The 20,888-nt window shown below is 59.5% G+C and carries 22 protein-coding genes; 15 read left to right on the forward strand and 7 right to left on the reverse strand.

The window, feature by feature from the left end:
* The first annotated feature begins 37 nt into the window (after positions 1–37).
* The 5 genes from B9P63_RS06960 to B9P63_RS06980 all read left to right on the forward strand — a co-directional run bounded on the left by B9P63_RS06960 (position 38) and on the right by B9P63_RS06980 (position 6,955).
* Positions 38–823, forward strand: coding sequence for a uracil-DNA glycosylase (locus B9P63_RS06960; protein ID WP_085307809.1), 786 nt, complete (start codon positions 38–40; stop codon positions 821–823).
* The gene (locus B9P63_RS06965; protein WP_085307810.1) at positions 816–1,454 is read left to right on the forward strand and encodes a LysE family translocator; all 639 of its coding nucleotides are present in this window, start codon (positions 816–818) and stop codon (positions 1,452–1,454) included. The genes B9P63_RS06960 and B9P63_RS06965 overlap by 8 nt, the downstream gene beginning before the upstream one ends.
* Positions 1,451–1,993, forward strand: a complete 543-nt coding sequence (gene moaB, locus B9P63_RS06970; protein ID WP_085307811.1) for a molybdenum cofactor biosynthesis protein B — start codon at positions 1,451–1,453, stop codon at positions 1,991–1,993. The genes B9P63_RS06965 and moaB overlap by 4 nt, the downstream gene beginning before the upstream one ends.
* Positions 1,994–2,086: 93 nt before the next feature.
* Positions 2,087–3,544 carry an efflux RND transporter periplasmic adaptor subunit gene (locus tag B9P63_RS06975; RefSeq protein ID WP_085307812.1) on the forward strand — a complete coding sequence of 486 codons (1,458 nt, stop codon included), beginning with the start codon at positions 2,087–2,089 and terminating at the stop codon, positions 3,542–3,544.
* 3 nt (positions 3,545–3,547) lie between these two features.
* Positions 3,548–6,955 (forward strand): efflux RND transporter permease subunit, encoded by a 3,408-nt coding sequence (locus B9P63_RS06980; RefSeq protein WP_085307813.1) that lies wholly within the window; start codon positions 3,548–3,550, stop codon positions 6,953–6,955.
* Positions 6,956–6,964: 9 nt separating this feature from the next.
* Here the strand turns inward: B9P63_RS06980 and B9P63_RS06985 are convergent, their stop codons facing one another.
* Complete coding sequence (locus B9P63_RS06985) at positions 6,965–7,774, reverse strand: protein-disulfide reductase DsbD domain-containing protein (RefSeq protein WP_085307814.1); 810 nt, start codon at positions 7,772–7,774, stop codon at positions 6,965–6,967.
* A gap of 138 nt (positions 7,775–7,912) precedes the next feature.
* Between B9P63_RS06985 and B9P63_RS06990 the strand changes: the two genes are divergently transcribed.
* Positions 7,913–8,488: a YqgE/AlgH family protein gene (locus B9P63_RS06990; protein ID WP_085307913.1), complete on the forward strand. Its 576-nt coding sequence runs from the start codon at positions 7,913–7,915 to the stop codon at positions 8,486–8,488.
* On the opposite strand, the gene B9P63_RS06995 is transcribed toward B9P63_RS06990, so the two are convergent.
* From B9P63_RS06995 to B9P63_RS07005, 3 genes are all read right to left on the reverse strand, one after another.
* Entirely contained in the window at positions 8,485–9,564 is a 1,080-nt protein-coding gene (locus B9P63_RS06995; protein WP_085307815.1) for a 5-(carboxyamino)imidazole ribonucleotide synthase, read from the reverse strand. The two genes, B9P63_RS06990 and B9P63_RS06995, sit on opposite strands and share 4 nt — an antisense overlap.
* The gene (gene purE, locus B9P63_RS07000) at positions 9,557–10,045 is read right to left on the reverse strand and encodes a 5-(carboxyamino)imidazole ribonucleotide mutase (RefSeq protein WP_085307816.1); all 489 of its coding nucleotides are present in this window, start codon (positions 10,043–10,045) and stop codon (positions 9,557–9,559) included. Before purE ends, B9P63_RS06995 begins: the two co-directional genes overlap by 8 nt.
* 62 nt (positions 10,046–10,107) lie before the next feature.
* Positions 10,108–10,332, reverse strand: coding sequence for a YdcH family protein (locus B9P63_RS07005; RefSeq protein WP_085307817.1), 225 nt, complete (start codon positions 10,330–10,332; stop codon positions 10,108–10,110).
* A gap of 168 nt (positions 10,333–10,500) precedes the next feature.
* On the opposite strand from B9P63_RS07005, the gene B9P63_RS07010 reads away from it, so the two are divergent.
* The 7 genes from B9P63_RS07010 to B9P63_RS07040 all read left to right on the forward strand — a co-directional run bounded on the left by B9P63_RS07010 (position 10,501) and on the right by B9P63_RS07040 (position 16,372).
* Complete coding sequence (locus B9P63_RS07010) at positions 10,501–10,914, forward strand: Hsp20 family protein (protein ID WP_085307818.1); 414 nt, start codon at positions 10,501–10,503, stop codon at positions 10,912–10,914.
* 4 nt (positions 10,915–10,918) lie between these two features.
* Positions 10,919–11,146 (forward strand): DUF1150 family protein, encoded by a 228-nt coding sequence (locus B9P63_RS07015; RefSeq protein WP_085307819.1) that lies wholly within the window; start codon positions 10,919–10,921, stop codon positions 11,144–11,146.
* A complete protein-coding gene (locus B9P63_RS07020; RefSeq protein ID WP_085307820.1) occupies positions 11,146–12,024 on the forward strand; it encodes a PhzF family phenazine biosynthesis protein in 879 nt (292 codons plus the stop codon). Before B9P63_RS07015 ends, B9P63_RS07020 begins: the two co-directional genes overlap by 1 nt.
* Before the next feature lie 210 nt (positions 12,025–12,234).
* Entirely contained in the window at positions 12,235–12,720 is a 486-nt protein-coding gene (locus B9P63_RS07025) for a (2Fe-2S)-binding protein (protein WP_085307821.1), read from the forward strand.
* Between the two features lie 80 nt (positions 12,721–12,800).
* A complete protein-coding gene (locus B9P63_RS07030; protein WP_085307822.1) occupies positions 12,801–15,164 on the forward strand; it encodes a xanthine dehydrogenase family protein molybdopterin-binding subunit in 2,364 nt (787 codons plus the stop codon).
* A gap of 99 nt (positions 15,165–15,263) precedes the next feature.
* Positions 15,264–16,049, forward strand: a complete 786-nt coding sequence (locus B9P63_RS07035) for an FAD binding domain-containing protein (RefSeq protein ID WP_085307823.1) — start codon at positions 15,264–15,266, stop codon at positions 16,047–16,049.
* A gap of 137 nt (positions 16,050–16,186) precedes the next feature.
* The gene (locus tag B9P63_RS07040) at positions 16,187–16,372 is read left to right on the forward strand and encodes a CTP synthetase (protein WP_085307824.1); all 186 of its coding nucleotides are present in this window, start codon (positions 16,187–16,189) and stop codon (positions 16,370–16,372) included.
* Positions 16,373–16,457: 85 nt separating this feature from the next.
* Here B9P63_RS07040 and B9P63_RS07045 read toward each other — a convergent pair whose 3' ends face one another.
* Positions 16,458–17,222 carry an alpha/beta fold hydrolase gene (locus B9P63_RS07045; protein WP_085307825.1) on the reverse strand — a complete coding sequence of 255 codons (765 nt, stop codon included), beginning with the start codon at positions 17,220–17,222 and terminating at the stop codon, positions 16,458–16,460.
* A 96-nt stretch (positions 17,223–17,318) separates the two neighbouring features.
* Here B9P63_RS07045 and B9P63_RS07050 point away from each other — a divergent pair, with 96 nt between their 5' ends.
* Positions 17,319–17,693 carry a hypothetical protein gene (locus tag B9P63_RS07050; protein WP_085307826.1) on the forward strand — a complete coding sequence of 125 codons (375 nt, stop codon included), beginning with the start codon at positions 17,319–17,321 and terminating at the stop codon, positions 17,691–17,693.
* Here B9P63_RS07050 and B9P63_RS07055 read toward each other — a convergent pair.
* Together B9P63_RS07055 and glyA are read right to left on the reverse strand one after the other, a co-directional pair.
* Positions 17,647–18,522 (reverse strand): DUF817 domain-containing protein, encoded by an 876-nt coding sequence (locus tag B9P63_RS07055; RefSeq protein WP_085307827.1) that lies wholly within the window; start codon positions 18,520–18,522, stop codon positions 17,647–17,649. The genes B9P63_RS07050 and B9P63_RS07055 overlap by 47 nt on opposite strands.
* Before the next feature lie 106 nt (positions 18,523–18,628).
* On the reverse strand, positions 18,629–19,918 hold the full coding sequence (gene glyA / locus B9P63_RS07060) for a serine hydroxymethyltransferase (RefSeq protein WP_085307828.1): 1,290 nt from the start codon (positions 19,916–19,918) through the stop codon (positions 18,629–18,631).
* A gap of 167 nt (positions 19,919–20,085) precedes the next feature.
* Between glyA and B9P63_RS07065 the strand changes: the two genes are divergently transcribed.
* Complete coding sequence (locus B9P63_RS07065; RefSeq protein ID WP_085307829.1) at positions 20,086–20,847, forward strand: NAD kinase; 762 nt, start codon at positions 20,086–20,088, stop codon at positions 20,845–20,847.
* The last annotated feature ends 41 nt before the right edge of the window (positions 20,848–20,888 follow it).

Raw genomic sequence — 20,888 nt, forward strand, 5'->3', positions numbered from 1 at the left:
CGTTTCCTATCTGTGCTGGGGGGAATAGGTTGGGAGTATGGAATCGCAACTGGATTATCATACGGCCAAGGCGCTGCTGGAATGGCAGGTGGAATTCGGTGTGACCGAGACCATCAGCGACGTGCCTGTGAACCGCTTTGAAGTGGCACCGGAGCCAAAGGCAAAACCGGTGCTCGTGGCTGCGGCGCAAGCACGCGCTGCGCCTGTTCGCCCCATGCACCCTGCGCCTGTTGAGGTCGATGGAACCGTCTTGGCGCGCGCGGCATCTGCTGGCGCACATGATATTGCGGCTTTGAAAGTGGCGATGGCGGGTTTTGAGGCTTGCGAGTTGAAGCGCGGCGCGCGCAATCTGGTCTTTGCTGACGGCACGCCGGGCGCGCGCGTGATGGTGATCGGCGAAGCGCCCGGGCGCGAGGAGGACCGCGACGGGCTGCCCTTTGTTGGTGCTGCTGGGCAGTTGCTGGACAAGATGCTCGGTGCGATTGATCTGAGCCGCACCGAAAATGCCTATCTCACCAATGTACTGCCGTGGCGTCCGCCGCAAAATCGTGAGGCGACGCCGGAAGAAATCGCGATGCTGTTACCTTTTCTTGAGCGCCACGTCACACTAGCCAAGCCCGATTTTCTGGTTCTGATGGGCAATGTTGCCTGTCAGGCGGTGCTGGGCAAGCGCGGCATCACGCGCCTGCGCGGTGAGTGGGACGAGGCGATGGGTCTGCCTGTGCTGCCCATGTTCCACCCCGCCTATTTGCTGCGCAACCCCGAGAAAAAGCGCGAGGCCTGGGCGGATTTGCTAAGCTTGAAAGTCCGCCTTCGTGATTGATCCCCTTATTCTTTTGGCCTTCGTGCCAGCCGCCTTGCTGCTGAACCTGACTCCGGGACCGGACATGATGTTCTGCCTCGGGCAGGGTTTGCGATCGGGGCCCGGCGCGGCGGTTGCCGCCAGTGCGGGCGTGTCGATGGGCGGGCTGGTTCACGTTTTGCTTGCTGGGCTGGGACTCAGCACCGCGATCGCGGCGCTGCCTCACACGCTTGATATCATTCGTTGGATTGGTGTCGCCTATCTGCTCTGGCTTGCCTGGAACAGTTGGGGCGCGCGCACCTCGCTTAAGGGGGCTGCCAAGGCCAAACCTCTCAGCGCGCCGCGTGCATTCTGGCAAGGCTTCATCGTTAACCTGACCAATCCCAAATTCATCTTCTTCGTGCTCGCCTTCTTGCCGCAATTCGTTGATGCAGATCGCGGCGCGGTTTTGGGGCAGTTCCTCACGCTCGGCCTTGTCATTGGCGTTGGCGGTTTCTTCATCAATGGCGCAATTGGCGTGATGTCCGGCACTGCCATTCAAAAATTCGGGCAAGGTGGCCGTGCGGGGCTGCTGTTGTCGCGCATGAGCGCGCTGATCTTCATCGGGTTGGCGCTTCGTCTGGTTTGGTTTGAAAAAGGATCGCTGCAATGAGCCGTATAAATGAAAACAAGCCCTTTGTTCCGGTTCGCATTGCGGTGCTCACTGTTTCTGACACGCGCCAGATTGCCGAGGACCGCTCTGGTGATGTGCTGGTGCAGCGCCTTTGTGATGCAGGCCACAACCTTGCCGATCGCAAGATTATCCGCGATGAGCGGTCCGAAATCGCCGATCAACTGCGCGCTTGGTGCCGTGATGAAGCGGTCGATGTGATCATTTCCACGGGTGGCACCGGCCTTACGGGGCGCGATGTCACGGTCGAAGCGCACCGAGATGTGTATGAGAAAGAGATCGATGCGTTCGGAATCGTGTTCACCCATGTGAGCATGGCCAAGATCGGTACATCGGCGGTGCAAAGCCGCGCGACGGGGGGCGTGGCGCTGGGCACATATCTGTTCGCGCTGCCCGGAAGTCCAGGTGCGTGCAAGGATGCCTGGGACGAAATTCTCGCATATCAGCTCGATTATCGCCACAAGCCCTGCAATTTCGTAGAAATAATGCCGCGCCTCGATGAACATTTGCGACGGAAATAGCTGCACGGTGCGTATCACCCTAAATGTGACTGGATTTGCCATCTCAAATCGGGTCACTAGTTTAAGTACATTGTTGTTTAGGATCGCCCCGTCATGAGATTTCTTCGTCAAAGCCTTTCGGGGCTGTTTTTGCTCGCCATGACAGGGGCGCTTCTGGTCTATGCCGGTTCGCTGGTCTACGGTGCGGTGCAAGTGCGCATGGCAGAAGAGCCGCGCCCAACCCGTTCGCGCGAGCGGGTGTTTTCCGTGACGGTCATTCCTGCACAAATACAGCAGATCGAACCGGTTTTGACGGCGTTCGGGCAAATCGAAAGCGCGCGCACGCTTGATCTGCGCTCGGGCGCGTCGGGGACAATTCTGGAGATATCGGATAATTTCGTCGAAGGCGGCATCGTGCGCGCGGGCGAGCGACTGGTTCTGATTGATCCCGCCGAGGCGCAAAGTGCGCTGGACCGCGCCAGCAGCGATCTGAGCGATGCAAATCTAGAAGCGCGCGAAGCTGCGCGTGCCATCGGCCTTGCGCGCGATGAACTGACCGCAGCGCGCGAGCAAGCAGCGCTGCGCGTCAAAGCCTTTGAGCGCTCGCAAGACCTTGCCACACGGGGCGTTGGCACCTCCGCTACCGTCGAAACCGCCGAGCTTGCCGCCTCCAGCGCGCGCCAGGCGGTGCTTGCGCGCCGCCAATCGCTTGCGCAGGCCGAAGCGCGCATCGAACAAGCACAAACGCGCATTGCGCGGGCAGAGCTTGCTAAGGCCGATGCCCTTCGCAAACTGGAAAACACAGAAATTACTGCCGAATTCTCGGGTGCTTTGAGCGATGTCACCGCCTCGCGCGGGGGCTTGGTGTCGATCAACGAACGCCTCGCGCGCTTGATTGACCCTCAGGCGCTTGAGGTCTCGTTTCGCCTCTCTACGGCGCAATATGCGCGGCTTTTGAACGATCAGGGTGCGCTGGGAGCTGCGCCCGTCACCGTCGTTCTGGATGTGTTTGGCGCGGACCTTGTCGCGCGCGGCAAGCTAACACGCGACAGCGCTGCTGTCGGCGAGGGGCAGACCGGGCGCCTTGTCTTTGCCGCGCTTGAGGCTGCACCGGGGTTCAAACCGGGTGATTTCGTGCGCGTTGAAGTGACGGAGCCAAGCCTGAGCGGCGTGATCCGCTTGCCTGCGACGGCGCTCGGGGCGGATGGCAATGTGCTGGTCATCGGCATGGAGGACCGTCTTGAGACGGTGCCGGCCACGCTAGTGCGCCGTCAGGGCGATGATGTTCTGGTGCGCTCGCGCGGGTTGATGGGGCGCAACGTGGTCACCGCCCGCACGCCTTTGCTTGGTGCGGGGATCAAGGTCAATCCATTGACGGCCGAGGGCGCGCGCGAGATTGAAGAGCCGCAAATGCTTGAGCTTTCCGCCGAGCGGCGCGCGAAAATCCGCGCTTTCGTCGAGGCGAACAAGCGTATTCCGGATGAGGCCAAGGCGCGCATCCTGAGCCAGCTTTCAAAAGACAAGGTGCCTGCGCGTATGGTGGAGCGCCTTGAGGGGCGGATGGGGGGCTAGGATATGGCACGCACATTCGCACCCGGCTCGGGCGGTATCCTGAGCTATTTCACCCGCCACAAGACCCTGGCGAACCTTTTGCTGGTCGTGATGCTGGTCGCGGGACTGACGGCCATGCCCAAAATGCGTGCGCAGTTCTTTCCAGATGTGGTGGTCGATACGGTCTCTGTTTCGGTCACTTGGGACGGTGCGGGCGCAGAGGACGTGGACGCCGCCATCGTGCAGGTGATCGAACCTGCGTTATTGTCGGTCGAGGGTGTGGACAGCTCCGATGCGAGCAGCCGCGAGGGGCGCGCATCGATCACCTTGGAGTTCGAACCCAATTGGGACATGGCGCGCGCGGCGGATGATGTGCAATCCGCCGTCGACCTCGTCAGTGGCCTGCCCGATGAGGCCGAAGAGCCGGTGGTGCGGCGCGGCCAATGGCGCGACCGGGTGACCGACGTGGTGATCACCGGCCCTGTGGGTGTCGAGCAATTGGCGCTGTTCGCCGATGAACTGACCATCCGCCTCTTTGCCGAGGGTGTGACGCGCACCACCATTCGCGGCGTGGCGGCGGGGCAGACTATCGTAGAAGTGCCCTCGAGCAATTTGATTTCCAACGATGTGTCCATGGCCGATATCGCCGCTGCCATCGCCTCCGAAGTGGATGCGGACCCTGCGGGCGATGTTTCCAGCGGCACGGCGCGTGTGCGCACGGGCGTGGAAAAACGCACGCCAGAGCAGATTGCGCAGATTGTTCTGCGCTCGGATGCAGATGGCTCAAAGCTGCGCATCGGCGATCTGGCCGAGCTGCGCCGCGAAGGCGTGGACCGCGACATGGGCTTTTTCGTGGGCGATGATCCGGCGATGACCATTCGCGTCGATCGCTCCGACAAGGGCGATGCGATCGGCATCCAGCATCAGGTCGAAGACGTCGCCGCCAAGATGCAGGAAACCCTGCCCGAGGGGGTCGCGATCGAGCTGATCCGCACGCGCGCCGAATATATCAGCGGTCGTTTGAACATCCTGATCGATAATGCTCTGACCGGCCTCGCGCTTGTGGTGCTGCTGTTGTTCCTGTTCTTGAACGCGCGCACTGCGTTCTGGGTTGCCGCAGGCATCCCCGTGGCCTTGTTCGCGGCGATCGCGATCATGTATGTGTCCGGTCTCACGATCAACATGATCTCGCTTTTCGCGCTGATCATCACACTTGGCATCGTCGTGGATGATGCGATCGTGGTGGGCGAGCACGCGGATTACCGCGCGCGCGAACTGGGCGAGTCCCCTGTGGTCGCCGCCGAAAACGCGGCGCGGCGCATGTCGCTGCCTGTGTTCTCGGCGACGCTGACCACGGTTATCGCGTTTTTCGGTCTTGTCTCGATCGGGGGGCGTTTCGGTGATCTGATCGGGGATATTCCCTTTACCGTGATTGCCGTTTTGATTGCCTCCCTTGCCGAGTGCTTTTTGATCCTGCCGCACCACATGAGCCATGCCCTTGCCCATAGTTCGAAAACCCATTGGTATGATCTGCCCAGCCGCGTCGTGAACCGTGGTTTCGAGTGGGTACGCGATCAATTGTTCAAACCGCTTATGGCAGGCGTCATCTGGGCGCGATATACGGTCTTTGCTGGCGTCGTTCTGATCCTTGCGAGCCAGGTCACGCTTCTGATCAGCGGCGATGTGCAGTGGCGCTTCTTCAACGCGCCCGAGCGCTCGTCCGTGACCGGCAACTTTGCAATGGTCGAGGGCGCGAGCCGTAGCGACACCTTGGAGATGATGCGCGAGATGCAGCGCGCCACCGAGGAATTGGCGGCTAAATATGAAGCCGAGCACGGGCGCAATCCGCTGGATTACGTCATGGGCACTATTGGCGGCTCTGCGGGGCGCGCCATGGCTGGTTCGGACACCAAGGATAGCGACCTTCTGGGCGGGATTTCTATTGAGCTGATCGAGGCGGATCTGCGTCCCTATTCCAGTTCTTCCTTCGTGGCGGAATTGCAGGATGCAGTCCGCCGGCATCCGCTGGTCGAGGATATCTCGTTCCGCTCATGGCGCAGCGGTCCGGGTGGCTCCGGGCTTGACGTGCAGTTCTTCGGCGCCAGTGCGGACACCTTGAAGAACGCCAGTCAGGCGCTGCAATCCGAACTCGCGCGCTTTCCGGAGGTTTCGGCAGTCGAGGACAATCTCGCCTACGATAAAGAAGAGTTGATCCTTGAGTTGACGGCGCAGGGTCAGGCGCTCGGCTTTACCATCGATCAACTGGGCCGCGTTTTGCGTCATCGCCTTAACGGGATCGAAGCGGCCAGCTTTCCTGATGGACCGCGCAGCGCGACCATTCGTGTCGAACTGCCCAGCGACGAGCTACGCGCGGATTTTCTTGATAGCACCTTGCTGCGCAGTCAGGCGGGCAGCTACGTGCCACTGGCCGATATTGTCAGCGTGGCGCAGCGCACCGGATTTTCCACGGTGCGGCGCGAGAACGGGGTTCGGTTGATTACTGTGACGGGCGATATTTCCGAGGATGACCCCGCCCGCGCGAGCGAAATCGAAGATGCGCTGGAGCAGCAAATCCTGCCGCGCATCGCCTCTGAGCTGCAGGTGGAATGGCGCCTTTCGGGGCAATCTGAGCAGGAGAACAGCTTTCTTAGCGATGCCATGACAGGGCTTATTCTTGCGCTCACAGGGATTTACCTTGTGCTGGCTTGGGTCTTTTCCAGTTGGACACGGCCCATGGTCGTGATGGCGGTGATTCCGTTTGGTTTGATCGGAACGATCTACGGTCATGCGGCTTGGGACGTGCCGCTTTCAATGTTCACCATCGTCGGACTTTTGGGAATGACCGGTATCATCATAAACGATTCCATCGTTCTGGTGACGACGATCGACGAATATGCCGAAGATCGTGGGTTGATTCCCTCGATCATCGACGGAGCTGCGAACCGGCTGCGCCCTGTGATGCTTACCACGTTGACCACGGTCCTTGGCCTTGCACCGCTTTTGTTCGAACGTTCCAGCCAAGCACAATTCCTCAAGCCGACGGTGATCACGCTGGTTTACGGGCTTGGCTTTGGCATGATCATCGTGCTGCTGGTTGTGCCGTCGCTGATTGCGATGCAATCGGATGTGCGCCGCCGCGTCGATGCGTTCAAACGCGGTCTTGGCTTTCGCGCCAAGGGGCCGCGCGCGATGCTGAACGCTTTGGCGGTGCTCAGCGCTGTCTGGCTTGCAGCGACGATGGGCTATGCGGCTGTCACCGGTACGCTTGTGGCTCCGCTTGGCGGGCTTGTTCCGGCTTTGGACGCTATGCCTGCGATGCTTGGGGCATTTGTGATCTTCGCACTTGGCATGGTTGCGATGATTGTGCTGGTCTACGCAGCGTCGCTCGCGGCTCTCGTGATTTCACGGCGGCGGGCAGAGCAGAGGGTCTAGTGTTCGGATCTATTGGCCCGTGCAGCCAGAAATTTCGACTGCGCGGCTTTCACCCAGAACGGTGATGCGAATGCCGCTGCGGTTCAATATGAAAGGAGCGCCTTCGACGTGTTGAATTTGCGTGACAGACGACAAGGCGTTGCCGCTGCGTTTCATCTCGGGTTCGCCGACCCAGAGCAGCGGATCTGCGGTTTCGATTGCCATCGCTTCGCTACGCCCGACGCGGGGCAGGGTAAGGGTGGTTTTCAGCGCGACGCCGTCGCGCGTGGGCGAAATCCTGCATGTCACGTTTTGCGCGCCAGCCTCTTTGCCGGTGTCGGGACGATCGGCGAGCGCGGAGGCGATAAGCGCATCGCGCGCGCGGGCGGCGGCGGGAAGAACCGCGCGCACATTCAAGGTTTTTGGAATGCAGATGTCCTTGCAAATCCCAATCTCGATCTCGGCGTTCAGGGTAATGTCCTGCCCGCGCGCCGTTGGTACGATGCGCAGCGGCAGCACGACGCTGTCGTGATACACGATCGAGCGCAGGCCGTTCTGCTCGTAGACTTCGGGGCGCGGCCAAAGCACCTGAAAACTTTTGAAATTACCCGAGCCGCTCATGTCGAAGTAGGGCGGAATACCCGCGTCGCCCGGCGCACGCCAATAGGTGTGCCAGCCCTGTTCAAGATCAAGGCGAATCGCGGCCATGTGACTACCATCGCTCTGGCGCCATCCGCTCAGAAGGGATGCGTCGATGATGTCGTCGAAATTCTGAGCTTGCGCGGCAATCGGCGCTGCGAGGCTCGCTATAAAGGTGAAGAGGGCAAGTTTACCTGTCATTAAACCTGCTTGGCGCAGACTGCCCACGATGCCAAGTCACTAATTTGCGAGGATTCTTGCCGACACATGAAACTGCGCTTGCGCTGCAGAGCACCGCCGCACATCCTTGCGCAAGGTTTCCGAGATAAAAATAGCAGTATGAGTATTCCAAATCCACCCACAGAACTAACAGGCAAGTGTTTGATCGCAATGCCGGATATGCCTGACCCTCGCTTTCAGGGCAGTGTCATTTTCCTGTGTGCGCATTCCTCCGAAGGCTCTATGGGGCTGATCCTCAACAAGCGTATTCAGGACGTGCAATTCGCTGATCTAACGGCGCAGCTTTCGATCCCCGAATCTGATCTTGCACAGGATCAATCCGTCTATTTCGGGGGGCCCGTCGAGCACGGTCGCGGTTTTGTTCTGCATTCGCGCGACTATTTTTCCGAGTTGTCGACGCTGCAGGTGGGCGAAGATTTTGCAATGACTGCGACGATCGATATTCTCGAAGATATCAATGCTGGCACGGGGCCGGAAAAGACGCTGGTCGCGCTGGGATATGCGGGCTGGGGCCCTGGCCAGCTGGAGACGGAGATCGCGCAGAATGGTTGGCTCATCGTTGAGGCGGAGCCGGAGATTGTTTTTGATACGGCCGATGCGAAGAAGTGGGCCGCCGCGCTGGCCGCGCTCGGCATCGATCCTGCAATCCTGTCGTTCAGCGGTGGGCGCGCCTAGGGCGCGGCCTTGCCGGTGATACGGTTCACATGCCCCATTTTGCGGCCCGGTTTCACCTCAGATTTTCCGTAAAGATGCAGCGCGGTTTCCGCCTGAGCGGCAAGGTTCGCGACGCGATTCATATCATCGCCGATCAGGTTCTCCATCACCACATCACTGTGGCGTTGCCCATTGCCCAAGGGCCAGCCCGCGATCGCGCGGATGTGCTGCTCGAACTGATCTACGGTGCAGCCATTCTGCGTCCAGTGGCCGGAATTATGCACGCGCGGCGCGATCTCGTTCACCACGAGACCCGACTTCGTCACGAACAATTCCACGCCCATCACGCCGACATAATCAAGTGCATTCAGAATACGCCCTGCGAGCAGGACCGCGTCCATGCGCAGCGACGAGGCGACGTTCGCGGGCACCGTGGTTTTGCGCAAAATTCCACCTTCATGGACGTTTTCGCCGGGATCGAAACAGGCGACTTCACCCGATGTGCCGCGTGCGGCGATCACCGAAATCTCGGCGCTGAAATCGATGAACCCCTCCAGAACGGCGGGCGCTCCGGCCATGCCCTCAAGCGCCTGCGCTGCGTCATCTGCAGATTTGAGGCGGGCCTGCCCTTTACCGTCATAGCCGAAGCGGCGGGTCTTCAGGATTGCAGGTGTGCCGATTTTTTCGAGCGCGGCGGCCATGCTGGTAGCACCCTCGAGCGCGGCGTAGGGCGCTACCGAAAGGCCGAGGCCGCTCAGGAAATCCTTTTCCGTGATGCGATCCTGCGAGATGCGTAGCGCCTCGCGCCCGGGATGGATCGGTGCGAGCGATCCAAGCAGATCGAGTGCAGATGTCGGCACGTTCTCGAATTCATAGGTGATCACGTCGACCCCGCTGCCAAAGGCGCGTAGGGCCGCTTCATCTGTATAGCTGGCAGTCGTCACGCGATCTGCGACATGCCCCGCAGGGGGGCATTCTGCGGGCTCGAAAATATGGGTGCGAAAGCCCAGGCGCGCCGCAGCGACAGAAAGCATACGGCCAAGCTGACCACCGCCCAGAATGCCGATCACTGCGCCTTGGGGTAGGGGATTACTCATCAATGGGTTCCTCGGGAATTGATGCGGAGAGGGCCTCGCGCCACGCATCCAGGCGCGCGGCAAGATCGGGATCGGACGTGGCAAGGATGCCAGCGGCCATCAGCCCCGCATTTGCCGCGCCTGCGCCGCCAATGGCCATGGTTGCCACGGGAAAGCCGCGCGGCATTTGCAAGATGGAATAGAGGCTGTCGACGCCGGAAAGCGCATTGGTTTGCACCGGCACGCCGATCACTGGAATGCGGGTCTTGGAGGCCATCATGCCGGGTAGATGCGCTGCGCCGCCTGCGCCAGCGATAATCACCTTGAGACCGCGCGCTGCCGCGCCCTTGCCGTAGTCCCACAAGCGATCGGGTGTGCGATGGGCTGACACGATCTTGGCCTCGTAGGGCACATCCAGCGCATCCAGCATCTGCGCCGCTTCTTTCATCGTAGGCCAGTCGGACTGGCTTCCCATGATAAGGCCAACTTCGATTTTCGCCATGATGCGCACCCTCTGCTTCTGAGCGCCGGACTATAGCCAGATGCGAGGTCTAAGCAATGCGTTCAGGCAATAATATCCGGGGTTAAACGGTCTTCGATGACGGCGATTTTGTCTTTCAGCCGCAGCTTGCTGCGCTTAAGGCGTTGCAGCATCAATTGATCTGCTGTGCCCTTTTCGATCAGCGCGCGAATGGACTCGTCCAGATCGCGATGCTCGCGGCGCATGACCTCGAGCTCGACGCGCAGCACGTCGTTGGTTTTCATCGAGATGTCTGTGGGCGCATTCATCGGGTCAGCTCACTTTGCGGGGCAGGGGCAGAGCGGATACTATACGCAAACGCCCCGCGCGCGCATAGCCCTTGCGCACAGATGAAAGCCTACCCATATTAATTTTATAGCGGTTGCCGAAACGGGACCGCGCCACGGACTGTCGCTTTACTTTGAAGGACGCGCCCTATGACGAAACTGACACTTGGTTCTTATCCGCACATGCTCGGGTTCGAGCAATTGGAACGGTTGGTGGAACGCACCGCAAAAGCCGGAAACGAGGGTTATCCGCCCTATAATATCGAGCAAACTACCGATACATCGTATCGTATCACGCTAGCCGTCGCCGGTTTTGGTGAGGATGACCTTTCGATTACCGTCGAGGATCGCCATTTGGTGATCCGTGGCCGTCAAAATGATGATAGCGACGGTCGCTTGTTCTTGCATCGCGGTATTGCTGCACGCCAGTTCCAGCGCAGTTTCGTGTTGGCGGACGGTGTAGAGGTCGGCGAAGCGCAGATGGAGAACGGACTTCTTCATGTGGACTTGACCCGCGCGCGCCCCGACGCAGTTGTTCAGACTATCAGTATCAAGAAGGGATAACGCCATGACTACCCCATTCGAATTCTCGAACGCCAAGGACGCCCGTATCGTCTATGTGCGCTCCGTCGCGCTGGCCGATCTACCCAAAGAAATGCAAGAGCAGGTCAGTGGCATGGAGCAGCTATATGCGGTGCACGCTGAAAATGGCGAACGCCTTGCGGTCGTAGCGGATCGCGATCTGGCTTTTACGCTCGCACGCCAGAATGATTTCGCGCCAGTGACTGTTCACTGATGACGAATTTTGCTGCCCATTGGGTCGATGCCTTCACGGATCGCCCCTTTGGCGGCAATGGTTGCACCGTGGTGCATGACGCAGCGCATCTGGACGATGCCACCTGCATGGCGCTCGTGCGCGAGACGTCGCTGGTGGAATGCACCTTCCTTGGCCCATCCGAAATCGCTGATCTGCGGGTGCGCTATTTTCTGGCCAGCCGCGAAATTCCCTTTGCCGGTCACCCCACCGTCGCTTCCGTTATTGCTGCGTATGCGGCGGGAAGCATCGCGCCGGGCGATCTGACGCTGGAGACCGGGGCAGGCCTCATTCCGGTCCACCTTAGCGCAGATGGAACGCGTGTCACAATGCGCCAGAACGCGCCAAAATTTGGGCCGGTAGTGGACATATCCCTTGCCGCAGCCGCGATTGGCCTGCGCGAGGCGGACATCATCGCAGAGCCACAGCTTGTCTCGACGGGGCTTCCCTTCATCATTGTTCCACTATGCGATCGCGTCGCGCTGGGATGCGCGCGCCTGAACGCGGGGGCGCTTGCACTTATGAACGATAGCCTTGGCGCGGATGGCACCGACGTGATGGAGCCGTTTCTGACAACCCTTGGCGGTTACACCAATGCGGGCGATACGTTCTCGCGTCTGCTCTTGCTGCCGCCCAGCCCGCCTGAGGACCCCTTCACCGGCTCCGCGACGGGGGCGATGGCTAGTTACCTTTGGCATCATGGGCTGATAAAATCCCCTGAATTTACCGCCGAGCAAGGCCATATGCTTGGGCGGCCCGGCACAGCCGATGTGCGCGTGATCGGCGCGCGCGATGCTATAAAAGGGGTCGAGGTCTCTGGCCAAGGTCACATCCTGATGAGTGCTACGCTTCATCTTTGAAACGTAGCGTAACCCCGCCGCAGCAAAGATAAATGCAACAAAGGGTTGCTCGGAATCACTTCGCATAGCAATCTGATCTATGAAGGGGTGTTTCGCCCTGCCTTGCCGTCTCTGCGCCGTCGCTCTCGCGCCGCGCACGGAACGCGCAAGAGCCAAGATCAGCGCATATGCCCACAACGATGTGCGCGATACGTCATCTGGGAGGACTGAATGAGTAAAATTACCATGACCGTGAACGGCAAAGCCGCGTCAGGCGATGTCGAGGGGCGCACTTTGCTGTCGTCGTTTTTGCGTGAGGATTTGTTCCTGACCGGCACGCATATCGGATGTGATACCAGTCAATGCGGGGCCTGCGTCGTCCATGTGAACGGCGTCGCTGTGAAAAGTTGCACGATGCTCGCTGCCGAGGCAGACGGAGCCGAGATTTCCACGATCGAGGGGCAGGCAGCGCCCGATGGCACGCTCAACACGATCCAGCAGGCCTTTCAGGACCATCACGGTTTGCAATGCGGCTTTTGCACGCCCGGCATGGTGATGAGCGCGGCTGCGTTGCTCAAGGAAAACCCCAAGCCGACGGAGGCGGAGGTGCGCCATTACCTTGAGGGCAACATTTGCCGCTGCACTGGTTATCACAATATCGTTAAGGCGATCCTGGCCGCATCCGGTCAGGAAATTCCGGCGATCGCGGCCGAATAGATCAAGACCGAAGCGATTGACTGGTCGCGTGCGGGAGGTGCGCGGACAGCTTGGAAAATTATTCCTCAGGGAGATTTCTCATGCCAAAAGATGGCGGTATCGGCGCAAGCTCGAAGCGGCGCGAAGACATTCGGTTTCTGACGGGAACCGGCAAATACACCGATGACATCAACATACGCGGGCAGGCCTATGTGCATTTTCTGCGCTCTGATGTTGCCCACGCAAAGATTAACGGGATCGACACCAGCGCCGCTGCCGCGATGCCTGGCGTCGTGCAGATTTTTACGGGTGCGGATTTTGAAGCGGTTGGCGGCATTCCGTGTGGCTGGGAAATCACCGACCGTCACGGCAAGGCGATGCAAGAGCCCAAACACCCCGTGCTCGCCCATGGCAAAGTGCGCCATGTAGGCGATCCGATTGCAGCGGTTGTCGCCGAGAGCCTCGAGCAGGCGCGCGATGCCGCAGAAGCGATCGAGCTTGATCTCGAAGAGCTGCCAGCGGTCGTGAACATGAAGGCTGCGCTGGTAGAAGGCGCAACCAAGGTCCATGACGATCTCGATAACAACCTTTGCTATGATTGGGGTTTCGTCGAGGAAAATAAGGGTGCAGTCGATGCTGCCATCAAAGGCGCGGCACATGTGACCACGCTGGAACTGGTGAACAACCGCCTTGTCGCCAACCCGATGGAGCCGCGTGTCGCCGTCGGCGAATACGACCGCGCGGATGGGCAGCATACGCTGCACACGACCTCGCAAAACCCGCATGTGATCCGCCTTTTGATGGGTGCGTTTGTTCTGGGCATCCCCGAGCACAAGCTGCGCGTCGTCGCCCCCGATGTGGGCGGCGGGTTTGGCACCAAGATTTTCCATTATGCAGAAGAGGCGTTCTGCACATTTGCGGCCAAAGCGGTGAACCGTCCGGTGAAATGGACCTCTTCGCGCTCGGAAGCATTCATGTCCGATGCGCATGGGCGCGATCACGTGACCAAGATCGAATTGGCGCTGGATAAGGATAATAACTTCGTCGCGGTGCGCACGGAAACGCTGGCCAATATGGGTGCGTATCTGTCCACCTTTGCCTCTTCGGTTCCCACTTGGCTGCATGGCACTTTGATGGCTGGTAATTACAAAACGCCCAACGTCTATGTGAACGTGAAAGCGGTCTTTACCAACACGGTTCCTGTTGATGCCTATCGCGGCGCAGGTCGCCCCGAAGCGACCTACCAGCTTGAGCGCGTTATCGATATGGCCGCGCGCGAGCTAGGCGTCGATCCGATTGCGCTGCGCCGGCAGAATTACATCACTGAATTTCCCTACGCGACCCCTGTTGCGGTGGAATATGACACCGGTGATTACAACGCGACGATGGACAAGCTGGAAGAGATTGCCGACATCAAAGGCTTTGCTGCGCGGCGCAAAGAGAGCGAAGCGCGCGGCATGATGCGCGGGCTAGGGATTAACAACTACATCGAAGCGTGCGGCATTGCGCCGTCCAACCTCGTGGGTCAACTTGGTGCGCGCGCGGGTCTTTATGACGCGGCGACGGTGCGGGTGAATGCGACAGGCTCGATTTCGGTCATGGTCGGCGCGCATAGCCACGGGCAAGGCCATGAGACGGCGTTTCCGCAGGTGGTTGCAGAGATGCTTGGTATCGATGAAAGCATGATCGACATTGTACATGGGGATACTAGCAAAATTCCGTTCGGCATGGGGACTTATGGCTCCCGATCGCTCGCGGTTTGCGGATCGGCAATGGTGCGCGCCACGGAGAAAATCATCAATAAGGCCAAGAAGATCGCGGCGCATTTGATGGAAGCCTCTGAAGCGGATATCGAGCTGAAGGATGGTAATTTCAGCGTTGCGGGCACGGATAAATCCGTGGCTTGGGGCGATGTGACCTTGGCCGCCTATGTGCCGCATAACTATCCGCTTGAGGATATCGAGCCGGGCCTCGAGGAGACCGCGTTCTATGATCCGGCGAACTTCACATACCCTGCGGGCGCTTATGCCTGTGAGGTCGAAGTTGATCCCGATACGGGCAAAGTCACCATCGCGCGGTTTGCGGCAGCGGATGATTTCGGCAATGTGATCAACCCGATGATCGTATCGGGGCAGGTGCATGGCGGTATCGCACAAGGGATTGGTCAGGCACTGCTGGAGAGTTGCGTCTATGATGAGGACGGCCAACTTCTGAGCGCGTCCTACATGGATTACACCATGCCGCGCGCGGATGACTTGCCGTTCTATTCGGTCGATCATTCTTGCCAGACGCCATGTACGCACAACCCGTTGGGCGTCAAAGGCTGCGGCGAAGCGGGCGCGATCGGATCGCCCCCGTCCGTGATCAACGCGGTGATCGATGCGCTGAATTCGGGTGGGCATGATGTGAAACACATCGACATGCCAGCGACGCCCGCGAAGGTATGGGCGGCGATGCAGAGCTGATTTCCAGGACGGGTGCGAGGGGCCAGCCCCTCGCGCTCCCCGAGGTATTTATGGACCAAAGAAGGGCAAGGCCTGTGCGGTCCAGGAAGGAACGACGAGATGTATAATTTTGAGTTTGAAAAGCCGGGCACGCTTGCAGATGCAGTTGCGGCGATGAGCGCGGATGAAGCGCAGGCGCTGGGCGGGGGGCAGACTTTGATCCCGACGCTGAAGCAGCGCCTTGCCAGCCCGTCCGTATTGGTTAGCCTGTCCGGCATCGGCGAGATGCAGGGTATTTGCATGGGCGATCAGGGCGAGATGTGTATCGGCGGTTCGAGCACGCATGCCAGCGTCGCAGCGGCATCTGGTTATCGCGCGCTTTCGGCGCTGGCGGGGCAGATCGGTGATCCGGCGGTGCGCGCACGCGGCACGATCGGCGGATCCTTGGCCAACAATGATCCATCGGCCTGCTATCCGGCAGCGGCGCTGGCATCTGGTGCAACCATCAAAACCAATGCGCGCGAGATTGCGGCGGATGATTATTTCGAGGGCATGTTCGCCACTGCCTTGGACGAGGGCGAGATCATTACCGAGGTGCGCTTTCCGGTGCCGGAGATCGCGCATTACGAGAAATTCGTGCAGCCCGCCTCGCGCTTTGCATTGGTGGGTGTGTTCGTCGCCAAGTTCAAGGATGGCGTGCGCGTTGCCGTAACGGGCGCATCCGAGGAAGGCGTGTTTCGCTGGAGCGAAGCCGAGGCTGCATTGAGCGCGAATTTCGCGGCTGAGGCATTGGACGGCCTCACCGTCGATGCGGAGGGCATGATCGGCGATCTGCATGGATCAAAGGAGTACCGCGCGCATTTGGTGAACGTCATCACCAAGCGGGCGGTGAAGGCCGCCGCCTGAACCATCCCTTCGCGCGAGGGAAAAACTTGCGCGAAACCAACATTTTTAGCGCGCGTATCTGACACGGATCAAGGTACGCGCGTTTTTTATGCGTTAATCCTGCCGTCGAGACATAAGATTTTTGACTGGAGGCTTAGATGACACGACTTGCTGGTATGCTCTTTGCGCTGATCGCGACCACTTTGGCGGGGAGCTTCATGGTTGCTGCGCTGACCATGGGCTATGACACGTTGCAGCCCTTGCTGATCGCAGCTGCATTGGGTGCGGTTCTGTCCGTTCCCGTGACGTATTTCGTGGCGAAGGCGATCGTCGACAACGGCTGAAACAGCGATCCAGAGTTCCCGCGCACGCGGGCTGGCGGTAGAGGTGATGGGTGGGTAGAGGGACCATCGCTCCTGCCGCCTTTTACTATGCGCGGTAGTCGAGAAATGCGCGCAGCGAGGCCTCGAACGCGCGGGGTTGCTCGGCGTGAAGCCAGTGACCGGCGTCGGGTATCTTGGCGAAACGCGCGCCCGGGAAAAGTGATCTGATCAGGGGGCGGTGCTTAGGCAGGACATAATCGGAATTGGCCCCTGACAGAAACAGAGCCAAGCCATCGTAGCGGGATTCGATCTCGGGGAAACCCAGGATCAGCGCCATGTCACGCTCCAGCACATCGAGGTTATAGAGCCAGCGTTTTTCCTTCACATCGAGCGATTGCGTAAAGAAGGATTGCAAGGTTTTGTCGCTCACGCGGCGGGCTAATTGCGCCGAGGCATCTGCGCGCCGGCTAACTTGGGACAGGTCCACCGCGCGCATGGCGTCGATGAAGTGTTGCTGCGAATGGCCATAGGCAACCGGGGCGATATCGGCCACCAGCAGGCGCGCGACCTGCTCAGGCTGCTTAAGCGCGAGAACCATTGCCGCCTTGCCGCCCATGGAGTGACCGAGCAGATCGACCACGCCGCCATGCGCGTCGATCACCTTGCTCAAATCGGCGGCCATATCGGGGTAGCTGTGGCTGTCGGCCTGAAAACTATTGCCGTGATTGCGCAAGTCGGGCGCAATCACACGGCGGGTCTCGGACATGCGCCGCGCAATGACGTTCCAGTTGCGCGCAGAGCCGAAAAGGCCGTGCACGATCATCAAAGGGGGGCGGGCGGTGTCGGTGCCATAGGTGAGAACATTAAGCATGGTGCAGGGAGTAACGCGAATTTTGCGCGCGCGCCAGTCGGCGATGCTTGAGGCTGGTTTGTAGCGAGGGTAGGTTCATGAACGGAAGGGGCGGCAATGATGAGTGATCTGGATTTCAATGCGATGGAGCAAAAGGCGCTGGGTGCTTTGCGCCTGAAGCTGGGCGTGAAAGCGCGCGATCTGCCTCGCGCGATGAAGCGTGCGGGGCGTCGGCTTCCAAAGGACGCGCACCGCGCGGCGGGTGTTATGATCGCGGCGCAGGCGCAGGCGGGCCATCCCAAACTTGCGCGCATGGTGGACGGCCTTGCGGTGGACGCGGCAGCCGCGCGTTTGCACGAACATCTGGCCAAGATCGATCCCAAGGAGCGGCGCAAGGATATCATCCTGTCGATGCTCGGCGCTCAGGCGTTCAACATTCTGGCGGTCATCGCGCTGGTGGTGGGTTTGCTGCATTGGCGTGATCTTTTGTAAGTGGTGCTTGGATCAGGGCATCGCGCATGACCAGCGTGACGGTCACGAAACTGACGTAGAGCAGCAGATACCATGAGCCCATCTTGGCGAAGCTGACAAGGCCAACACCGTCTGCGCCCGCGTAAATCCAAGTGCCTGTTCCGGTCCCGACATTTTCCGCCACCCAGAGGAAGAAACTTGAGAGCAACGCGGCAAGCGGCAGCGGCATCCAATACGTGCTTGCGCCGATTTGGAACCAGATGCGCGTGCGGATATATACGATGAGTGTGGTGGCAAAGAGCACATAGCGCGCGTCCCAAATATAATGATGCGTGAAGAAATTCAAATAGATCGCAGTGCCAAGGGTGAAGGTGATCCAAAGCGGCGGATAGGGCGCAAAGCGCATATCGAAAATGCGAATGACCCGTGCCATGAACGAGCCGACGGCAGCATACATGAAGCCTGAGAACAGTGGCACGCCCCAGAGTTTCAGCAGCGCTGGTTCGGGATAGGCCCAACTGCCCATGTTCACCTTGAAGATTTCCATTGCCGTTCCTGTGAGGTGGAAGATCAGGATCACCCGCGCTTCGGCAAGGGTTTCGAGTTTGAAAATAAGAAACAGCGCTTGCAGCGTGAGCGCGTAGATCACGAGCGCGTCGTAGCGCGCCAAGCGCCATGTGTCGTCCCAGATCATGTCCGAGACGATCAAACCTACCAGAAGAAGCGCACCGAACAGGCAGGCCCATGCTTGTTTCAAGGTAAACATAACCAGCTCGACCAAGATTTTGGGCGCGCGGCTTCGGATCGCATCGCCAAGACGGCGTTCAAGGGTGCGGGTGGCTTGTGTCATGCAAATGTGTGACACAGTCAACGCGCCTTAAGCAACGGATAAGGCCATAAAAAAGGGCGCATGGGATCATGCGCCCTTTCGAAATCTATTCGGTGAAATTCCTGGCTCAGATGTTCGGATAAAGCGGGAACCGTGTGCACATGCCCGCGACTTCACCGCGCACTTTCGCTTCAACGGCGCTGTTGCCGTCCTCGCCGTTGGCCGCCAGCCCGTCAACAACTTCGATGATCCAGTCGGCGATCTGGCGGAACTCTGCCTCGCCAAACCCGCGCGTCGTGCCCGCAGGCGATCCAAGGCGAATACCGGATGTCACGGTCGGCTTTTCTGGATCGAACGGCACACCGTTCTTGTTGCAGGTGATATGCGCGCGCCCGAGCGCCTTGTCGACGATATTGCCTGTCACGCCTTTGGGGCGCAGATCGACCAACACCACATGGGTGTCCGTGCCATGCGTGACCGTATCGAGACCGCCCTTGATCAGCTGGTCGCTGAGCGCCTGCGCGTTGACGATGACTTGCTTGATGTAATCCTTGAACTCTGGCTGGAGAGCCTCACCAAAGGCGACGGCCTTTGCGGCGATGACGTGCATCAAGGGGCCGCCTTGAATGCCCGGGAAGATGGCGGAGTTGAATTTCTTCGCCAGCGCCTCGTCATTGGTGAGAATCATGCCGCCGCGCGGGCCGCGCAAGGTCTTGTGGGTCGTTGTCGTCGCCACATGGGCGTGCGGGAAGGGGGAGGGGTGTTCGCCGGCTGCCACGAGACCAGCAAAATGCGCCATGTCCACGTGCAGATATGCGCCGATCATATCGGCAATCTCGCGCATGCGCTTAAAATCGATCTGGCGCGGAATGGCGCTGCCACCGGCGATGATCATCTTTGGCTTATGCTCTTTCGCAAGTGCCTCGACCTGATCGTAATCGAGCAGGTTGTCCTCGCGGCGCACGCCGTACTGGATGGCGTTGAACCACTTGCCCGACTGGTTCGGCTTGGCACCATGCGTAAGGTGGCCGCCAGCATCAAGAGACATACCAAGAATCGTATCGCCGGGCTGCAAGAGCGCCTGGAACACGCCCTGATTGGCCTGCGATCCAGAGTTTGGCTGCACGTTGACAAAGCCGCAGGCGAACAATTCTTTCGCGCGCTCGATCGCAAGGTTTTCGGCGACGTCAACATACTGGCACCCGCCATAATACCGCCGCCCGGGATAGCCCTCTGCATATTTGTTGGTCATCACCGAACCCTGCGCTTCCATTACGGCGCTCGATACGATGTTTTCGGACGCGATCAGCTCGATCTCGTCGCGCTGGCGGCCAAGCTCGGACGTGATTGAGCCGTAAAGCTCCGGATCGCGCTCGGACAGGGCTTGCGTGAAAAATGCGGTTCTTGCGGTGGTCATAGGGTTTCTCCGACAAAACAAGGACATGAGTCGCGCATTTCCTATAGGAAACATGGGCAGGCTCAAGCGCCATATGCGACGAATAACCGGAATTGCGCGCCATGGCTGGCAGTCTGGTGAAACATGTGCTTGTTTCGACTTCATAGGTTTCGCACAGGAAACAAGCCATGACGCTCAAGATTGCCTTTCTCGCTAGTGATACAGCCACCGCACAATCCGCGCGGGGCACTTTGGTGACGCGCTATGGCAACGTCGAGGCGGGTGATGCGGATGTGATTGTGGCGCTGGGGGGGGATGGCTTCATGCTCTCGGTGTTGCACGGCACGCAGGATTTACCGGCACCGGTTTATGGCATGAATCGGGGCACCATTGGGTTTTTGATGAATGAATACAGCGAATCCGATTTACAGGATCGCCTGTCGGATGCGGTCGAGGAAGTAATCAACCCCCTCTCGATGCAGGCGAAGGATCGCAGCGGTAAAATCCACCGTGAACTTGCGATCAATGAGGTCTCGCTTCTACGCGCAGGTCCGCAAGCTGCGAAATTGCGCATCTATATCGATGGGCGGCTACGCATGCAGGAATTGGTCTGCGACGGCGCCCTTCTGGCGACGCCTGCTGGCTCCACCGCCTATAACTATTCTGCGCATGGACCAATTCTGCCGATCGGGGCTGATGTGCTTGCCCTCACGGCCATGGCTGCTTTTCGTCCCCGCCGCTGGCGCGGCGCGTTGGTGCCGAAACCTGCCAAAGTACGCTTCGAAGTGATTGAACCTGAAAAACGTCCTGTCATGGCGGATGCGGATGGGCGTTCTGTCAAAGATGTGGTTTCAGTTGATATCCAGTCCGAACCCAGTATCTCGCATCGCATCCTGTTTGATCCCGGTCATGGCCTTGAAGAGCGCCTCATCCGCGAACAATTCGTCTAGATCAGAGGGCGCGTGGGGCTCTGCCCCGCCTCGGCAAGCCG

The organism is Planktotalea arctica (genome assembly GCF_002105285.1).
In the GTDB taxonomy this organism is placed as follows: domain Bacteria; phylum Pseudomonadota; class Alphaproteobacteria; order Rhodobacterales; family Rhodobacteraceae; genus Planktotalea; species Planktotalea arctica.

Excerpts from the sequence above, each read along its gene's own strand:
- B9P63_RS06960 (WP_085307809.1), top strand. The coding sequence starts at position 38 with ATGGAATCGCAACTGGATTATCATACGGCCAAGGCGCTGCTGGAATGG.
- moaB (WP_085307811.1), top strand. The coding sequence starts at position 1,451 with ATGAGCCGTATAAATGAAAACAAGCCCTTTGTTCCGGTTCGCATTGCG.
- B9P63_RS06975 (WP_085307812.1), top strand. The coding sequence starts at position 2,087 with ATGAGATTTCTTCGTCAAAGCCTTTCGGGGCTGTTTTTGCTCGCCATG.
- B9P63_RS06980 (WP_085307813.1), top strand. The coding sequence starts at position 3,548 with ATGGCACGCACATTCGCACCCGGCTCGGGCGGTATCCTGAGCTATTTC.
- B9P63_RS06985 (WP_085307814.1), bottom strand. The coding sequence starts at position 7,774 with ATGACAGGTAAACTTGCCCTCTTCACCTTTATAGCGAGCCTCGCAGCG.
- B9P63_RS06990 (WP_085307913.1), top strand. The coding sequence starts at position 7,913 with ATGAGTATTCCAAATCCACCCACAGAACTAACAGGCAAGTGTTTGATC.
- B9P63_RS06995 (WP_085307815.1), bottom strand. The coding sequence starts at position 9,564 with ATGAGTAATCCCCTACCCCAAGGCGCAGTGATCGGCATTCTGGGCGGT.
- purE (WP_085307816.1), bottom strand. The coding sequence starts at position 10,045 with ATGGCGAAAATCGAAGTTGGCCTTATCATGGGAAGCCAGTCCGACTGG.
- B9P63_RS07005 (WP_085307817.1), bottom strand. The coding sequence starts at position 10,332 with ATGAATGCGCCCACAGACATCTCGATGAAAACCAACGACGTGCTGCGC.
- B9P63_RS07010 (WP_085307818.1), top strand. The coding sequence starts at position 10,501 with ATGACGAAACTGACACTTGGTTCTTATCCGCACATGCTCGGGTTCGAG.
- B9P63_RS07015 (WP_085307819.1), top strand. The coding sequence starts at position 10,919 with ATGACTACCCCATTCGAATTCTCGAACGCCAAGGACGCCCGTATCGTC.
- B9P63_RS07020 (WP_085307820.1), top strand. The coding sequence starts at position 11,146 with ATGACGAATTTTGCTGCCCATTGGGTCGATGCCTTCACGGATCGCCCC.
- B9P63_RS07025 (WP_085307821.1), top strand. The coding sequence starts at position 12,235 with ATGAGTAAAATTACCATGACCGTGAACGGCAAAGCCGCGTCAGGCGAT.
- B9P63_RS07030 (WP_085307822.1), top strand. The coding sequence starts at position 12,801 with ATGCCAAAAGATGGCGGTATCGGCGCAAGCTCGAAGCGGCGCGAAGAC.
- B9P63_RS07035 (WP_085307823.1), top strand. The coding sequence starts at position 15,264 with ATGTATAATTTTGAGTTTGAAAAGCCGGGCACGCTTGCAGATGCAGTT.
- B9P63_RS07040 (WP_085307824.1), top strand. The coding sequence starts at position 16,187 with ATGACACGACTTGCTGGTATGCTCTTTGCGCTGATCGCGACCACTTTG.
- B9P63_RS07045 (WP_085307825.1), bottom strand. The coding sequence starts at position 17,222 with ATGCTTAATGTTCTCACCTATGGCACCGACACCGCCCGCCCCCCTTTG.
- B9P63_RS07050 (WP_085307826.1), top strand. The coding sequence starts at position 17,319 with ATGATGAGTGATCTGGATTTCAATGCGATGGAGCAAAAGGCGCTGGGT.
- B9P63_RS07055 (WP_085307827.1), bottom strand. The coding sequence starts at position 18,522 with ATGACACAAGCCACCCGCACCCTTGAACGCCGTCTTGGCGATGCGATC.
- glyA (WP_085307828.1), bottom strand. The coding sequence starts at position 19,918 with ATGACCACCGCAAGAACCGCATTTTTCACGCAAGCCCTGTCCGAGCGC.
- B9P63_RS07065 (WP_085307829.1), top strand. The coding sequence starts at position 20,086 with ATGACGCTCAAGATTGCCTTTCTCGCTAGTGATACAGCCACCGCACAA.